The 16,734-nt window shown below is 70.0% G+C and carries 12 protein-coding genes; 8 read left to right on the plus strand and 4 right to left on the minus strand.

From position 1 onward, the window contains the following. Positions 1 to 54: 54 nt before the first annotated feature. Positions 55 to 1,389, minus strand: a complete 1,335-nt coding sequence (locus ACZ7M2_RS17790; RefSeq protein WP_471596058.1) for a peptidoglycan recognition protein family protein — start codon at positions 1,387 to 1,389, stop codon at positions 55 to 57. Positions 1,390 to 1,518: 129 nt separating this feature from the next. On the opposite strand from ACZ7M2_RS17790, the gene ACZ7M2_RS17795 reads away from it, so the two are divergent. From ACZ7M2_RS17795 to ACZ7M2_RS17810, 4 genes are all read left to right on the plus strand, one after another. Then, the gene (locus tag ACZ7M2_RS17795) at positions 1,519 to 2,274 is read left to right on the plus strand and encodes a TIGR03089 family protein (RefSeq protein WP_470059608.1); all 756 of its coding nucleotides are present in this window, start codon (positions 1,519 to 1,521) and stop codon (positions 2,272 to 2,274) included. Between the two features lie 654 nt (positions 2,275 to 2,928). Continuing rightward, positions 2,929 to 4,263 carry an LCP family glycopolymer transferase gene (locus tag ACZ7M2_RS17800; RefSeq protein WP_471596059.1) on the plus strand — a complete coding sequence of 445 codons (1,335 nt, stop codon included), beginning with the start codon at positions 2,929 to 2,931 and terminating at the stop codon, positions 4,261 to 4,263. Positions 4,264 to 4,506: 243 nt separating this feature from the next. Further along, positions 4,507 to 6,249: an LCP family protein gene (locus ACZ7M2_RS17805; RefSeq protein ID WP_471596060.1), complete on the plus strand. Its 1,743-nt coding sequence runs from the start codon at positions 4,507 to 4,509 to the stop codon at positions 6,247 to 6,249. Positions 6,250 to 6,390: 141 nt separating this feature from the next. Next, complete coding sequence (locus ACZ7M2_RS17810) at positions 6,391 to 8,235, plus strand: LCP family protein (RefSeq protein ID WP_471596061.1); 1,845 nt, start codon at positions 6,391 to 6,393, stop codon at positions 8,233 to 8,235. Positions 8,236 to 8,324: 89 nt separating this feature from the next. Here the strand turns inward: ACZ7M2_RS17810 and ACZ7M2_RS17815 are convergent, their stop codons facing one another. Further along, positions 8,325 to 9,365 carry a glycosyltransferase family 2 protein gene (locus ACZ7M2_RS17815; RefSeq protein WP_471596062.1) on the minus strand — a complete coding sequence of 347 codons (1,041 nt, stop codon included), beginning with the start codon at positions 9,363 to 9,365 and terminating at the stop codon, positions 8,325 to 8,327. Between the two features lie 126 nt (positions 9,366 to 9,491). Between ACZ7M2_RS17815 and ACZ7M2_RS17820 the strand changes: the two genes are divergently transcribed. Next, positions 9,492 to 10,994 carry an LCP family protein gene (locus ACZ7M2_RS17820; RefSeq protein ID WP_471596063.1) on the plus strand — a complete coding sequence of 501 codons (1,503 nt, stop codon included), beginning with the start codon at positions 9,492 to 9,494 and terminating at the stop codon, positions 10,992 to 10,994. Between the two features lie 74 nt (positions 10,995 to 11,068). Here the strand turns inward: ACZ7M2_RS17820 and ACZ7M2_RS17825 are convergent, their stop codons facing one another. Further along, positions 11,069 to 12,355, minus strand: a complete 1,287-nt coding sequence (locus tag ACZ7M2_RS17825; protein ID WP_471596064.1) for an LCP family protein — start codon at positions 12,353 to 12,355, stop codon at positions 11,069 to 11,071. 119 nt (positions 12,356 to 12,474) lie between these two features. Between ACZ7M2_RS17825 and ACZ7M2_RS17830 the strand changes: the two genes are divergently transcribed. Together ACZ7M2_RS17830 and ACZ7M2_RS17835 are read left to right on the plus strand one after the other, a co-directional pair. After that, complete coding sequence (locus ACZ7M2_RS17830) at positions 12,475 to 13,020, plus strand: acyl-CoA thioesterase (RefSeq protein WP_471596065.1); 546 nt, start codon at positions 12,475 to 12,477, stop codon at positions 13,018 to 13,020. A gap of 151 nt (positions 13,021 to 13,171) precedes the next feature. Continuing rightward, positions 13,172 to 13,819 (plus strand): HAD family hydrolase, encoded by a 648-nt coding sequence (locus tag ACZ7M2_RS17835; protein WP_471596066.1) that lies wholly within the window; start codon positions 13,172 to 13,174, stop codon positions 13,817 to 13,819. 67 nt (positions 13,820 to 13,886) lie between these two features. Here ACZ7M2_RS17835 and ACZ7M2_RS17840 read toward each other — a convergent pair whose 3' ends face one another. Then, positions 13,887 to 15,044, minus strand: coding sequence for an acyl-CoA dehydrogenase (locus ACZ7M2_RS17840; RefSeq protein ID WP_352044424.1), 1,158 nt, complete (start codon positions 15,042 to 15,044; stop codon positions 13,887 to 13,889). A 175-nt stretch (positions 15,045 to 15,219) separates the two neighbouring features. Here ACZ7M2_RS17840 and ACZ7M2_RS17845 point away from each other — a divergent pair, with 175 nt between their 5' ends. After that, positions 15,220 to 16,563, plus strand: a complete 1,344-nt coding sequence (locus tag ACZ7M2_RS17845) for a UDP-glucose dehydrogenase family protein (RefSeq protein ID WP_352044423.1) — start codon at positions 15,220 to 15,222, stop codon at positions 16,561 to 16,563. Positions 16,564 to 16,734: the final 171 nt, after the last annotated feature.

Here is a 16,734-nt window from a genome sequence, read left to right on the forward strand (position 1 = left end):
GTAGTAAGAGGCCTTCGACGGCAGTGGGGTGTCCTCGATGGCTCCGCGCAGACCTCAGCGGCCCTGGTAGTGGGCCGCGGCCGTTCTGGCCGAGCCGAGTTTGCCGTACAGAAGCCTCCCCGGGCACTCCGTGGCGAACCCGTCCCGATGGCCGGAGATCACGTTCAGTCGTACGTTCTTACCTTTTCGGTAGAGATTGCCACCGCCGGACTTCAGGTATGTCTTGCCGCGCGGATCGGCTCCGGAGAGACCGAGCTTCCATGCCGTGAGCCGCGCGATGGCAGTCACCGCGGCGGCGGCCGGCTTGGTGTTGCCGAAGCTGCCGAGGACCGCGATCCCCATGCTGTCGTTGTTGAAACCGCGGGTATGGGCGCCCATGACGGGCTTCGCCACACCCCCGGCGCGGCCTTCGTAGATGTTTCCGCACTTGTCGACGAGGAAGTTGTAGCCGATGTCGCGCCAGCCGCTGCTCACCACGTGGTAGCGGTAGATACTGCGGATGACCGAAGGGGCCTGCGAGCAGCGGTAGTTGTTGCCCGAGGCCGTGTGGTGCACGAAGGCGGCCTTCACCTTTTTGGTGTACACGAAACCGCGCTCGCGCAGGCTCTCGTTCGCGCCCCAGCCGCGCCGGGTGACGATACGCGGGCGTTCACCGATGTACGGCTTCACGAGCGGGACGCCGTCGCGGAGGGCCGGGGTCTCGCGCTCGGTCTCGGCCCTGGACAGTGCCGGGATCTCCGTCGCGCCGAACGGGGCGAGCCCGGCGTTGGTGGCGAAGGTGGCGTACGTCTCGGCGCTCTCCGCGCCCGTGCTCCCGTCGCCCGTCAGCGCGCCCCGGGACGCGGGTTCCGCGCCGGGGTCGACGAGTTCGAGGTGCATGCCTCTGGGGAGCGGCGGTTCCCCGGCTGCCGTGGCTCTTTCGTCCATCTGCGCCTGGACGCGGACCTCGACCCCGTCCGAGTCGCCCACCCACAGGGGCGCCGTGGAACCGCGCACCCGGCCCGAGCCGCCCTCGGCGGTGTCCGGGTCGGCCGCGTGCTCGTGGTTGTGGGTCTCGATGTCCTGCCAGCCGGACCAGTGGTTGGCTCCGGTGGCGCGGGTACGGACCTGGACGCGACCGCGCAGTTCGGTGTCGGGGTCGTCCCAGACGACCCCGACCAGCGAGAACGTCCGTACGCTCCGTCTGCCGAGGCCCTGTTCGGGCGCGTCGGGTCCGAGCGAGCGGTCGCCGGAGAGCGGGATCAGGGGCAGGGACTGGGTGCTGCCCGGCGCGGCGGGCTCGGTCCTCGCCGCTTGGGGTCGGGCCTGTGCCGGTGCGGACAGGGCCAGCGGAAGGGTGAGTGCGGCCGCGCAGGTGACGCCGACCGAGGAAGCAAGGATTCCATGCATGCCCCCGATCGTGAACATAGCCATACATATCTGTCCATTGCGGATTTGACGGACCGTCGGGTCGCGCTCGGCCGAACCGGTGGCGCGGATGCCGCGTCCAGCCGGGCGCCCCCGCGTACGCTTGCGCGCGTGAACGCCACCGACCGCACCCCTGCCGACCTGCTGCGATCCGCGCTCGCCGCGGACCCCGCGCGCCCCCTGGTGACCTTCTACGACGACGCCACGGGCGAACGTGTCGAATTGTCCGTCGCGACCTTCGCCAATTGGGTGGCCAAGACCGCCAACCTCCTCCAGGGCGAGTTGTCCGCCGAGCCCGGCGACCGGGTGGCGCTGCTGCTGCCCGCGCACTGGCAGACGGCGGTCTGGCTGCTCGCGTGTTCCTCGGTGGGGGTCGTCGCGGATGTCGGGGGCGACCCCGGTGCCGCCGACCTCGTCGTCGCGGGGCCCGACGCACTCGAGGCCGGGCTCGCCTGCTCCGGTGAGCGCGTCGCCCTCTCGCTCGCGCCGCTGGGGCGCCGCTTCCCGGCACCGCCCGCCGGGTACGCCGACTACGCCGTCGAGGTGCCGAGCCAGGGCGACCGCTTCCAGCCGTACGCGCCGGTGGACCCGGAGGAGGCCGCGCTGATCGTCGCCGGGGCCGAGCACACGGGAGCCGAGGTCGTCGAGCGGGCCCGGGCCGAGGCGGCCTCGCTGGATCTGACGGGGCCCGGTTCGCGGATCCTGTCCGCGCTGCCGTACGACACCTGGGAGGGGCTGAGCGCGGGGCTGTACGCGCCGCTCGCCTCCGGGGGGTCCGTGGTGCTCTGTCGTCATCTGGAGCGACTGGGCGAGGACGCGGTGGCCAAGCGGATCGAGAGTGAGCGGGTGACTTCGACGGTTCGGTAGCACCGGTCACCGTCCGGCCGGCCCGTGGGACCGATCACCGCCCGACCGGCCCGGGGCACCGGTCGGCATCCGGCCGGCCCGGGGCACCGGTCGGCATCCGGCCAGCCCGCGGGGACCGGTCGCCTGTCGGGGCGGCCCGTGGGACCGATCACCGTCCGACCAGCCCGGGGCACCGGTCACCGCCCGACCGGCCCGTGGCACCGGTCGGCATCCGGCCAGCCCGTGGGGGCCGGTCGCCTGTCGGGGCGGCCCGTGGGACCGATCACCGTCCGACCAGCCCGGGGCACCGGTCACCGTCCGACCGGCCCGGGGCACCGGTCGGCATCCGGCCAGCCCGCGGGGACCGGTCGCCTGTCGGGGCGGCCCGTGGGACCGATCACCGTCCGACCGGCCCGGGGCACCGGTCACCGTCCGGCCGGCCCGGGGCACCGGTCGGCATCCGGCCGGCCCGTGGGGGCCGGTCGCCTGTCGGGGCGGGTCCCTCGAGGGTCGGTCGCGCCCGCCGTCCCGCCGCGGATCCGTACCTGCCGGGGCCCCGCGCCCCTGACGGATCCCGTCACCCGTTCGGCCCCTTATCTGCCGCCGTCGCCGGGCCTCCGAGCCATGGTCGTAGGAGCACCGCACGCTCGCACGCCATGAGGGGTGGACTCCGACGTGACCGACAGGACAGGGCCGGGAGCGGGGGCTTCGCCCACCGGTGCCGGGCTCGCACGACGGCGACGGCGACGCTGGGTGCAGTACTCGGCGCTCGGTGTCGCCGTCGTGGTCCTCGGTGCCGTCGGCGTCGGCCTGGTCGCGTACGAGAAGCTGAGCCGGAACATCACGGCCGACGAGGAAGCCGCCGCCGAGCTCGCCCGCTACGAGAAGGAGCGACCCACCGCACTGGTGCGCGACGCGCAGAACATCCTGCTGATCGGGTCGGACTCGCGGTCGGGGGACGGGAACAAGAAGTACGGCCGGGACTCCGGGACCGAGCGCTCCGACACCACGATCCTGCTGCACCTGTCCGCGAACCGGCGCAGCGCCACCGCCGTCTCCCTGCCCCGCGACCTGATGGTGGACGTGCCGAGCTGCCGGCGTCCGGACGGCACCCGTAGCCGGCCCATGTTCGCGATGTTCAACTCCGCCTTCGAGGTGGGCGGTTCGGCGTGCACGATCCGGACCCTCGAGAAGCTCACGAACATCCGTGTCGACCATCACGTGGTCGTCGACTTCCACGGGTTCAAGGACATGGTCGACGCCGTGGACGGCGTGGAGGTGTGCCTGAAGGAACCCATCGACGACAAGGCGGCCAAGCTGAAGCTGCCGGCCGGCAAGGTCGTGCTCGACGGCGAACAGGCCCTCGGCTACGTCCGCGCCCGCAAGAGCATCGGCGACGGCAGCGACACCGACCGGATGGAGCGCCAGCAGCGGTTCCTCGGCGCGCTCGTCAACAAGGTGCAGAGCAACGACGTCCTGCTCAATCCGGCACGGCTCTATCCCATGCTCGACGCGGCCACTTCCTCGCTCACCACGGACCCGGATCTGGCGAGCCTGCGCGGGCTGTACGACCTGGTCCGCGGCATGCGCAATATCCCTACGGAACGTGTCCAATTCCTGACGGTGCCCCGAACGTCGTACGTCTACAACGCCAATCGCGACCAGCTCGTGAAACCCGCGGCCGACAAACTCTTCGCCCTGCTGCGCGCGGACGCTCCGGTGGCGGTCGCCAAGGACCTTCCGGCGGACCCGCCGAGCGGCCTTCCGACGGACCCACCAAGCGGCCCTCCGAGGAGCCTTCCGACGAGTCTTCCGACGGACCATCCGACGGATTCCCCTGCGAAACGCAAGAACTCGTACGAGGGCGGTCGCGAAGGTACGTACGACTCGGCATTCGACTACGAAGAGGAGTCGCACGGCAACGGGAAGTCGAGGGGAAAGCGGCCCGACGCTCCCACATCCGCGCCGACTTTTCGCGGTAACACGGCGGCCGAGGACGCCTGCGGGTAAAGCGTGCGCCAAGGCGGGACTGCGGAGCTGAGAAGTCTCTGAGAAATAGGGCGGATTGCCCAGTTGTAGGAAGGTGGAATTTGTCACCACCGTCGCTTGACCCCGAACCGGCCGGATAGTGTGAGCGATCCGGTGCACCCGGCCACGAGGTCCGTCCTGGGGGTCGCGCACTGCTGACCGAGACCCGAGCGCTCTTTGAGGGGGAAGGGCGCCGCGTGGCCCCGACGGAGGATTCAGACAACCGTGGACGCGCAAGGCCGTGGGCGGGCGGACAACATCGACCCCGCAGACCAGTGGGTACTCAACCCGAACACCGGTGAATACGAGCTGCGACTGACCCCTTCCGCTCCGCAGTCGGGAGTCCCGAGACCGCGTCGGGGCAGCCCCTCGAACGCGGGAGCGGGAGCGGGGACACGCGCGCGCCGGGCGCCGGAACGGGAGAGTCCGCCGACGCCAGGACCCGATGTGCCCGGGCCGCGGCGGCGCCGTGGCGCGCCCGCCGAGCCACCGCCGGGCCGTCGCAAGGGGCGGACGAAGCCGAAGAAGTCGAAGGCGAAGAAGATAGTGCTGTGGACCGGCGGCTCGATGGCCTTCGTGCTCGTCGCCGTCTCGGCCGCGGGGTATCTCTACCTCAAGCACCTTGAGGGCAACGTCAGTACGACGGACGTCGGCAGCGCGGGCAAGAAGGGCTTCAGCAAGGACGAGGCCTTCAACATCCTGATCATCGGCACCGACAAGCGCACCGGCAAGGGCAACGAGGGCTACGGCGACAAGGGCAGCGTCGGGCACGCCGACACCAACATCCTGCTGCACGTCTCCAAGGACCGTACGAACGCCACCGCGTTGAGCATCCCGCGTGACCTGATCGTCGATGTGCCGGACTGTCCGACGAAGCAGCCGGACGGCAGCGAGAAGGTCGTCCCGGGCACGCAGAACGTCCGCTTCAACACGAGCCTCGGCCAGGACGGCCGGGACCCGGGCTGCACCATGCGCACGGTCAAGGCGGTCACCGGGATCTCGGTGGACCACTTCATGATGGCCGACTTCAACGCGGTGAAGACGCTGACCAGCGCGGTCGGTGGCGTCGACGTGTGCGTGGCGCACGCCGTCAACGACAAGGAGTCGCACCTCAAGCTGCCCGCGGGCAAGTCCAAGGTCGAGGGCGAGCAGGCTCTCGCGTTCGTACGGACCCGGCACAGCTTCGGCAACCAGGGCGACCTCGACCGCATCAAGGTGCAGCAGCAGTTCCTGGGCTCACTGATGCGCAAGATGGCCTCCAGCGACACCCTCACCAACCCGGCCAAACTGATCAGCCTGGCCGAGGCCGCCACCAAGGCGCTCACCGTGGACACCGGCATAGGAAAGGTCAGCACCCTCAAGGACGTGGCCCTGGAGCTGAAGAAGGTGCCCACGAAGAACATCACCTTCACCACGGTGCCGGTGCTCGACAACCCCGCCGAGAAGGTCAAGGCGACCGTCGTCGTCAACCAGTCGCAGGCCCCCGCGGTCTTCGACGCGATCAAGAACGACGTCTCCTTCACCGCCGTGAAGCAGAAGGAGAAGAAGGAGAAGGCCGAGGTCGCCGCCCGCCTCAAGGGCACCCGTTCCGCCGCCGCCGACATCCGCGTCGACATCTACAACGGCGGCGCCCCCGCCGGCAGCGCACAGGAGACTCTTAACTGGCTGCAGAATACTGAGGGCGTGCTCAAGTCCAGCCAGCTCGGTAACGCCGACGCAACACTGAGCAAGACGACCCTGGAGTACTCTCCCGACCAGGCCGATCAGGCGCGCAAACTGGCGGACCTCATGGGGCTGTCCGCTTCGGCGTTGAAGCCTGGCAAGAGCGAGAAGAACTCACAGGGTCTGCCCGCGATCGTGCTGACCCTGGGCAAGGACTTCAAGGGCGCAGGGGTGTCGTTGACGACTCCAACCAAGGCGCCCGAGGTCGACAAGTCCACGGCGGACAAGACAGTGTGCGCCAGTTGATGACCTAACGGGTCTGTCAGACGTCTAACAGGGCGCGGGGGCGTCCGGGCCGGACGCAAGGGGTGTCCAGCCAGACGTACGCGTCCGATCGGGCGCGGGACGGACCCGTTTGTCAGGCGCAGGGTGGGGAGGGGCAGAGACATGGCGCGAAGCGGTGTGCGTGGGGAGGGGGCTCGACCACGTGTCCGGCAGGCCGACGATCTGGGCTGGGACGACAGCCTGTACGACGAGAACGGCAATCCGACCGACGGAGGCGGAGCTTCCGGCGGCACGGGTGGCGATGCCACCGGCAAAGATGCCACCGGTAAAGGCAGTGGCTCCACCGGCAAAGGCGGCGATCCGGCCCACGCCGACGGCCGAGCGTCCGGGCGCGACGGGCGTCCGGTCGACAAGGACGGCGCCGACCCGTCGGCCGAACCGCGCGGGCAGGGCCGGCACGGGAGTGGCGGCGGGCGTCGGCGCGGGGGCGGCGACGGCGGGCACCCACGGCGCAGACGCCGCATACTGCGCTGGTCGGCGTCGGTCCTCGCGCTTCTGATACTGGGCACCGCGGGCGCCGGTTACCTCTACTACCAGCACCTGAACAACAACATCAAGAAGGACGACCTGAACCTCGGCGACGAGAAGGACCGGGCGGCCAAGAGCAAGGCGAACGCGGCCGGGCAGACCCCCCTGAACATCCTTCTCATCGGCTCGGACGCCCGGGACACCAAGGAGAACCAGTCCCTCGGCGGCGCCAAGGAGACCTTCGGCGGTACCCCGCTCGCGGACGTCCAGATGCTGCTGCACCTCTCCGCCGACCGCAGCAACATGTCGGTGATCAGCATGCCGCGCGACACGCTGCTGAAGATGCCCAAGTGCACGGACCCGGACACCAAGAAGGTCTACCCGGCGACCATCGGGCTGGTGATGACCAACACCTCGCTCGGGCGCGGCGGTCCGGGCTGCACGGTGGCCACCTGGGAGAAGCTCACCAAGATCCACATCGACCACTTCATGAAGATCGACTTCTCGGGTGTGGTGTCGATGGCGGACGCGATCGGCGGTGTACCGGTCTGCGTGGACGCCAACGTCTACTCCAAGGACAGTCAGGGCCACGGCTCCGGGCTGAAGCTGAAGAAGGGCACCACCCCCGTCAAGGGCACGCAAGCCCTGGCGTGGCTGCGGACGCGGTACGGCTTCGAGGACAACACGGACATCGGCCGGACCAAGGCCCAGCACCAGTACATGAACTCGATGGTCCGCCAGATGCGCGAGAACGCCACGATCAGCAACCCCGGCAAGCTGCGCAGCCTCGCGGAGACGGCCACCAAGGCGCTGACCGTCGACAAGGGCCTGGGCAGCGTGCTCAAGCTCTACGACCTCGGCAACGAGCTCAAGAAGGTCGAGCCGAAGCGCATCACGATGACCACGATGCCCTGGCAGTGGGCCGTGTCGGACAGCAACCGCGTGGAGCCCAAGCCGGTCGAGGCCGAGCAGCTGTTCCGTCTCGTCCGTGAGGACATCGCGCTCGACGGCAAGGACAAGAAGAAGACGGCGACCGCGGTGAAGGCCTCCACGGACCCGGCCGCCGCGGACGACGAGATCGGTGTGACCGTGCAGAACGGCACCCGCACGGCCGCGCTGGGCCCGGTCGGCGGACGCGCGCGCACGGTGTCCCAGCTGCTCGTCGGCAAGGGCTTCACCAAGGCCGAGGCGGACACCTCGCCGGCGACCACCGAGGAGACGACGGTGATCCGCTACCCGAGCGCCGACCTGCAGGGCGATGCCCAGGCGGTCGCCAAGGCGCTCGGGGTCCCGCTGAGCGCGGTGAAGAAGTCGACGGACGTCTCGGGCGTCACACTCGTGGTCGGCGCCGACTGGCGCGAGGGCACGGCGTACAAGGTGAAGGCGCAGGACAACACGACGCCGGAGTCCGCGGACGTGCTCAACGGCGCCAAGACCGACGCCTGTATGCACGTCAACAAGGACTACACCTGGTCGTAGGAGACCGCAGCTGGCCGTAGACCGGCCGGCAAGAAAGCAGTGGGGCCCCTCTCGACCTCGAGAGGGGCCCCACTGCTCATGAACGGTGCTCAGTTGGCGGGCTCCGTGGAGCCGAGTACCGCCGGGCGGCGGGAGGCGATGACCTTCTTCGCCAGCGCCTTCGGGCTGGTGAGGAAGCCGAAGCCCCATGACATGTGCATGGTCGCGAGGGCGACGGGGATCTGCAGGCGGGCCTTCAGGGGCAGCCCCTTGCCCGCGGGCAGCGAGCCCGCAGCTATCGCCGCGAGATAGCCGCCGGGGATCACGAAGCCCCAGGGCGTCAGCGCCACGCCCACCACGACGCCCGCCGCGACCGCGCACACCGCGGTCGGCGGAGCGAGGTAGCGCAGGTTGATGGAGCCCTCGTGGTAGCGGGCGACGACATGGCGCCAGCGCCCGTAGTCCTTGTACTGCTTGGCGAGCGCCTTGGCCGAGGGCCGGGGCCGGTAGGACACCCGCAGCTCGGGCGAGAACCAGATGAGGCCGCCCGCCTCCCGGATCCGGAAGTTCAGCTCCCAGTCCTGGGCGCGGATGAACTCCTCGTTGTAGCCGCCCTGGCGCTCCAGGGCCTCGCGCCGGAAGACGCCGAGGTACACGGTCTCGGCGGGACCTGCCTCGCCCCCCGTGTGGAATGCGGCGTTCCCGACCCCGATCTTCGAGGTCATCGCGGCGGCCACCGCGTGCTCCCAGTCGTTCTCTCCCTCGGCGTGCATGATGCCGCCGACGTTCTGCGCGCCGGTCTCCTCCAGGAGGCGCACGGCGGTCGCGATGTAGTTCGGGGAGAGCATGCCGTGCCCGTCGACGCGGACGACCACGGGATGCCGGGACGCCTTGATCGCCGCGTTCAGCGCGGCCGGCGTGCGCCCGGTGGGGTTCGGGACGGTGTGGACGCGCGGGTCTTCGCGTACGAGCTGGGCGGCGATCTCGTCCGTACGGTCAGAGGACGGACCGATGGCGATCACCACCTCCATCTCGCCGTCGTACTCCTGCGCCAGGATCGCTTGGACGGCCCCGCGCAGATGCCGCTCCTCGTTGAGGACGGGCATGATCACAGAAACGGCGGGGGGCCGCACGTCAGACTTCTCGCTCATTGGACGTCACGTTACCGCGAACGGGGGACACGGGCGCGCGCCGCCCGGTCCACGGGCCGGGCAGCAGATCGTATGGGCCTACGGTGCTCACGGATCCCCACGTTCACCCCCGCGGAGGTGTCCCCCTTGCCCACGCCGCCCCGCTCCCCCGCACGCCCGCAGCCCCGCCCCCAGAGCCGCCCGCAGCCGCCCCGCTCCCGGCGGCCTCCGGAGCGGTCCTCCGTACGGCCCCCCGTACGGAGGAAGAAGCCGCGCTGGGCCATGCGGGTGGTCACCACGATCTCGGTGGTGGTCCTCGCCTCGGCGGGCATCGGGCACGCGGTGGTCACCAGCCTGGGCGAGAACATCGCCCGGGTCGACCCCTTCAAGGACATGAAGAACCGCCCCGCAGGGGGCACCGGCATGAACGTGCTGCTGGTCGGCACCGACGGCCGCGACAAGATCACGGAGGAGGAGCGGCGGAAGTACCGTCTGGGCGGTGCCCCCTGCCACTGCACCGACACGATGATGATCGTGCACATCGCCGCCGACCGGGAGCGGGCCAGCGTCGTGAGCCTGCCGCGCGACTCGTACGCCGAGGTGCCCGCGCACACCGACCAGACCACCGGCGCCGAGCACGGCCCTCACCCGATCAAGCTCAACGCGGCGTACGCGGAGGGGGGCCCGCAGCTGACCGTGCGCACCGTCGAGAACATGACCCATGTGAAGATCGACCACTACTTGGAGGTCGATTTCACCAGCTTCATGCGGACGGTGGACGTGCTCGGCGGCGTGAGCATCTGCACCGCACAGCCCCTGAAGGACTCGTACACCGGACTCGACCTGACCGCCGGGACGCACACGCTGAGCGGCGGGCAGGCACTCCAGTACGTACGGTCCCGGCATGTCGACGGCGCCGCCGACATCGGCCGGATGCAGCGCCAGCAGCGGTTCCTGGCGGCGCTGATCGAGCGGGCCACGTCGTCGGGGGTGCTGTTGAACCCGATGAAGTTCCGTGATGTCACCCGGGCCGTGCTCGGTTCGGTCCGCGCGGACCAGGGGTTCGGCACGGACGAGCTGCTGGACCTCGGCCGGGCGATGCGGAACTTCTCCCCTTCTTCCTCCGAGTTCACGACCGTGCCGATCGGGCAGATGGCCTACCCCGTCAAGGGCATCGGCTCCACGCTGAAGTGGGACGACACCAAGGCCGCCGCGCTCTTCCAGTCACTGCGCGACGACAAGCCGCTCGCTCCCCCGCACAAGGCCGCGCACGCCAAGACCGTGCGCGTCGAGGTGGCCCCGCAGCAGATCCAGGTCCAGGTGGAGAACGGGACGCCCACGGACGGCCTCGGCAAACGCATGGACAGCGCCCTGGCCGCCGCCGGGTTCCGCACGACGGGCCACCCCGTCAACGCCCAGGACCGCGGCGCCCGGCACAGCGTCATCGTCTACGACCCGCGCTGGGACCGCTCCGCGAAGTCCCTCGCCGCCGCGCTCCCGGGCAGTGAGCTGCGCGAGGTCAAAGGGCGGGGGCCGCTGCTGAAGGTGATCGCCGGGGCGGACTTCAAGGAGGTCACACGGGTCCGGGTGCAGGATCCCTACCAGGGGGAGACCCGGGTGGTGACGGGGGATCAGGTGGTGTGCACGTAGGCGACGCGCGCGTCCCCGGGACACGCGAAGGGCCCCGCCGTATCGTCCGGCGGGGCCCTTCGTCGTGGTGCGGGTCAGTTGCTCGACACCGTCACCGTCTGGTCGTTCTTCAGCTCGTCCACCAGCGTCTTGACCTTCGCCTTGTCCCAGACCAGGTTGCCGCCCGTGGAACCGGAGATCGGCATGTTCATGGACTTGCCGCTGCCGCCGGTGACGCCCTTCATCGCCCAGAACATGCTGCCGAGGTCCCACAGGCTCATGTCCTTGTCGACGGTGAGGCTGTCGAGGCCGGAGCCCATGGTCGGGTAGAGCTTGAAGGGGTTCAGGATGGTCCCGGGGGTCGCGACCTGGTGGGCCAGGGCGGACAGGAACTTCTGCTGGTTCTTGGTGCGCTGGAGGTCCGAGGCCGCGAAGGCGTGGCGGGTACGGACGAAGGCGAGGGCCTGCTCACCGTTGAGGGTCTGCTTGCCCGCCTTGAAGTCGGCGCCGGAGTACTTGTCCTTGAAGCCCTGGTCGAGGGTCATCTCCACACCGCCGACCGAGTCGACGATGTTCGCGAACCCGGCGAACCCGATCTCCACGTAGTGGTCAATGTGCAGGCCGGTGTTGTACTCGATGGTGCGGACCAGCAGCGTCGGCCCGTCCTCCGCGTACGCCGCGTTGAGCTTCACCTGGCGGCCCGTGCCGGGGAAGGTCTTGCCGGACGCGGATCCCTTGTACGTCGGGATCGTCACGTTCGAGTCGCGGGGGAGGGAGACCAGGGTGTCGCCGTTGTCCCCGACGTGCAGGATCATCATCGAGTCCGTGCGCTTGCCCTCGGCGGACCCGGTGTGCAGCTTCTTCTTCTCCTCGGCCGACATGCCGGCGCGGCTGTCGGAGCCGACGATCAGGTAGTTCGTGCCCTTGCCCCCGTCGGGCCGGTCGATGACCTTCGAGAGATCCACGTCACGGTGGAGCTTGGAGTCGGCCCAGAAGTAGGTGCCCACGGAGACCACGACCAGCAGCGTGACCAGCGTGATGGCTATCCACTTGATCCGCCGGCGCCAGTTCGGCGCCGGGCGCGGGCCACGGCCGCCCTGGCCGCCGGGACCCTGCGGACCACCGGGGCCGCCCGGCGAACCGTAGACCTGCCCGCTGTTGTAACCGGAGTCGTACCCGTTGTCGTACCCCTGGCCGTCGTCGTACGTCGGCTGCTGCGGCACCCCGCCGTACGGCGGGGCGGACGGGCGCGGACCGGGTGCTCCCGGGCCACGCTGAACCTGCCGCATGACACGGGCGCCCTCAGGCTGAGCGCCTGCGCTGCCGCGTCCGTAACGGTCGCTGCGGTTGCTGTCGGACCACCCGTCGGGCCAATCGTTCATGCGGACCAGTGTGCAGGTCCGCACGGTGTGCCTCACAAGAGACCGGGGAGATCTGGGTCACGCCTGTTGCAGAGCTGATGCAAAGCAACCCTCGCACGCCCCCGCATAGGGTGGACGGCATGACAGACCTGGCACCCAACCCGGAATCCGAAATACCGGGCAAGCCGACCTTCGCGTCCCGGACCACCCTCAGCCACATCATGACCCACAACGACACCAACCTTCTGGGCACGGTGCACGGCGGAGTGATCATGAAGCTCGTGGACGACGCGGCGGGCGCGGTGGCCGGGCGGCACTCCGGCGGGCCCGCCGTCACCGCCTCCATGGACGAGATGGTCTTCCTGGAGCCGGTCCGCGTCGGTGACCTCGTCCATGTGAAGGCCCAGGTGAACTGGACGGGGCGGACGTCCATGGAAGTCGGCGTCCGCGTGCTGGCCGAGCGCTGGAACGAGTCGACGCCGCCCCAGCAGGTCGGTTCGGCCTATCTCGTCTTCGCCGCGGTCGACGCCGACGGCAAGCCGCGGCGCGTGCCGCCCGTCCTCCCGGAGACCGAGCGCGACGAGCGGCGCTACCAGGAGGCCCAGATCCGGCGCACCCACCGGCTGGCACGCCGTCGGGCGATCATGGAACTGCGGGAGAAGCGGGCGTCGGAGGGGCTGGACTAGTCGGGATGCGTGGGGCTGGGCACGCAGGGATGCGAGGGGCCGGACACACAGGGGGCCGGCGGTGCTGGACGCCCGAGAGCCGGGCCGGGAAGTCACCCAGGCCGGTGGCCCTGGCCGAGGGTGGCTCCCGGGCGGATGTCAGGGTGACGCCATGACCCTCTCCCCCGCCACCCCGTCCGCCCCGTCCCCTTCTGGTGAACGCCCCTTCGACGCGGTGCTCTGTGACGTCGACAACGTGATCCGCGTCTACGAGCCGGCCCACCTGTACGCGCTGGAGCGCGCCGCCGGGCTGGCCGAGGGCACCACCATGAAGGTGGCCTTCGCACCGGAGACGGTGCTTCCGCTCGTGCTGGGCCGGATCACACCGGACGAGTGGGCGGAGTCGGTCCTGCGGGACCTGAGCGGGCTGGTGGCCGACGGGACGGCGGTGGAGCTGAGCACGGCACTCGTACGCTCGCCGTTCCACGCCGACGAGACGGTGGTGGCGCTGCTGCGCCGGGCCCGTACCCATATGCCCCTGGTCCTCGTCACCAACACCTCGGTCCAGCTGGAGGAGGACCTGGAGTCCCTGGGTCTGACGGACCTCGCCGACCATGTGGTCAGCAGCGCGCGGGTGGGCATCGCCAAGCCCGACCGGCGCATCTACGACATCGCCGTCGAACGGGCCGGCGTCCCGGCCGGGCGCTGCCTGTTCGTGGACGACACCCTGGAGAACGTGGAAGCGGCGGCCGCACTCGGTATGCGGACCGTCCACTACCGCGCGCCGGAGGATCTGCGGAGCGCGCTGAACGGCCTGTGAGGCCGACCGGGACAAGACGAGGGGCACCCCGGCGGGGTGCCCCTCGAGTTCGTGGTGCGGGGGTGGGTTACGGCAGGTTGCGGGCCATCACGATGCGCTGGACCTGGTTCGTGCCCTCGTAGATCTGGGTGATCTTGGCGTCGCGCATCATGCGCTCGACCGGGTAGTCGCGGGTGTAGCCGTAGCCGCCGAGGAGCTGGACGGCGTCCGTGGTGACCTCCATGGCGACGTCGGAGGCGAAGCACTTCGCCGCCGCGCCCTGGAAGGTGAGGTCCTTGTCGCCGCGCTCCGACTTCGCAGCGGCCGCGTACGTCAGCTGCCGGGCCGCCTCGATCTTCATGGCCATGTCGGCGAGCATGAACTGGATGCCCTGGAAGTCGGCGATCGGCTTGCCGAACTGCTTGCGCTCCTGGACATAGCCCTTGGCGTAGTCGAGGGCGCCCTGCGCGATGCCGAGCGCCTGCGCGGCGATCGTGATGCGGGTGTGGTCCAGGGTCTTCATGGCCGTGGCGAAGCCGGTGCCCTCCTCGCCGATCATGCGGTCGGCCGGGATGCGGACGTTGTCGAAGTAGACCTCGCGCGTCGGGGAGCCCTTGATGCCGAGCTTCTTCTCGGGGGCGCCGAAGGAGACACCCTCGTCCGACTTCTCGACGACGAAGGCCGAGATGCCCTTCGAGCGCTTGGTGGGGTCGGTGACCGCCATCACCGTGTAGTACTCGGAGACGCCCGCGTTGGTGATCCAGCGCTTCACACCGTTGAGGACGTAGTCGTCGCCGTCACGGACCGCCTTCGTCTTCATGCCCGCGGCGTCCGAGCCCGCGTCCGGCTCCGAGAGGCAGTACGAGAACATCCCGTCGCCCTTGGCGAGCGGGGTCAGGTACTTCTGCTTGAGGGCCTCGGAACCGGAGAGGATCACCGGGAGCGAGCCCAGCTTGTTCACGGCCGGGATCAGGGAGGAGCTGGCACAGACACGCGCCACCTCCTCGATCACGATCACCGTGGCGAGCGCGTCGGCGCCCGCGCCGCCGTACGACTCCGGCACGTGCACGGCGTGCAGGTCGGAGGAGACCAGGGCGTCCAGGGCCTCCTGCGGGAAACGGGCTTCCTCGTCCACCACGGCCGCGTACGGCGCGATCTTCGCCTCGGCCAGCGAGCGGATCGCGTCACGGAGCATGTCGTGCTCCTCGGACGGGCGGTACAGGTCGAAATCAGCCGATCCGGCCAAGGTCTCTCACGCTCCAAAGACGCTAATTACCGTTAAGTAACCCAAATTTTAGGGGTCCGCCCACAGGAGGGATACGTGAGCTTCGCGACAGGGGGGAACCTGCCCGATGAGGGGCCCGAACATGCCCCGACTATGCTCGGGCAGCGCACCGAGCCCATTCATCCCAGGAGCACCCATGGCCCTCAAGATCACCGTGATCGGCACCGGCTATCTCGGCGCCACCCACGCCGCGGCCATGGCCGAGCTCGGGTTCGAGGTACTGGGACTCGATGTCGTCCCCGAGAAGATCGAGATGCTGCAGCGGGGCGAGGTCCCGATGTACGAGCCGGGGCTCGAGGAACTGCTGCGCAAGCATGTGGCGGGCATCGAGGGATCCACCGGCCGGCTGCGCTTCACCATGGACTGGGCCGAGGTGGGGGAGTTCGGCGACGTCCACTTCGTCTGCGTGAACACGCCGCAGAAGCACGGGGAGTACGCGTGCGACATGTCGTACGTCGACGCCGCCTTCGAGACGCTCGCCCCGCACCTGAAGGGCCCCGCCCTCGTCGTCGGCAAGTCCACCGTGCCGGTGGGCTCCGCGGAGCGGCTGGCGCGCACGCTCGCCGAGCTCTCCCCCGCCGGTGAGGACGCCGAGCTCGCCTGGAACCCGGAGTTCCTGCGCGAGGGCTTCGCCGTCCAGGACACGCTGCACCCCGACCGTCTCGTGGCCGGCGTGCGCAGCGAGAGGGCCGAGAAGATCCTGCGCGAGGTGTACGCGACGCCCGTCTCCGAGGGCTCGCCCTTCGTCGTCACCGACTTCCCGACCGCCGAGCTGGTGAAGACCTCCGCGAACTCCTTCCTCGCGACCAAGATCTCCTTCATCAACGCCATGGCCGAGGTCTGCGAGGCCGCCGGCGGCGATGTCGCCCTGCTGGCCGAGGCCATCGGGCACGACGAGCGGATCGGACGCAAGTTCCTTCGGGCGGGCATCGGATTCGGCGGCGGCTGTCTGCCGAAGGACATCCGCGCCTTCATGGCCCGGGCCGGTGAGCTCGGCGCGGACCAGGCGCTGACCTTCCTGCGCGAGATCGACTCCATCAACATGCGCCGTCGCGGCCAGATGGTGGAGATGGCCCGGGAGGCGCTGGGCGGCGGATCCTTCCTCGGCAAGCGGGTCGCCGTGCTCGGCGCGACCTTCAAGCCCGACTCGGACGACGTACGGGACTCGCCCGCACTGAACGTCGCCGGGCAGATCCACCTCCAGGGCGGCCAGGTCACCGTCTACGACCCGAAGGGCATGGCGAACGCCAAGCGGCTCTTCCCGACGCTCGGGTACGCCGACTCCGCGGTCGAGGCCGTGCGCGGCGCCGACGTCGTCCTGCACCTGACCGAGTGGCGGGAGTTCCGCGAGCTGGACCCGGCGGTGCTGGGCGAGGCCGCCTCGGCCCGGGTGCTTCTGGACGGCCGCAACGCGCTCGACCCCGAGGTGTGGCGCCGGGCCGGGTGGACGTACCGGGCGATGGGCCGCCCGACCGCCTGAGCGCTCCGCCCCAGCGCTCCGCTGGAAGTCCCGGGTGCGCCGTCGATCGTCTGCGGCGCCGTCGTGACCGGTCGCGCGGTTCCCCGCGCTCCTTCAGGGCGCTGACCCGGTGACGCTTCGCGGGTGACGGCGGTCCGGCCGAGGCTCAGTCGGCCGGACCGCCGTCGTCAC

It is taken from the genome of Streptomyces sp. NPDC111507 (assembly GCF_055638955.1).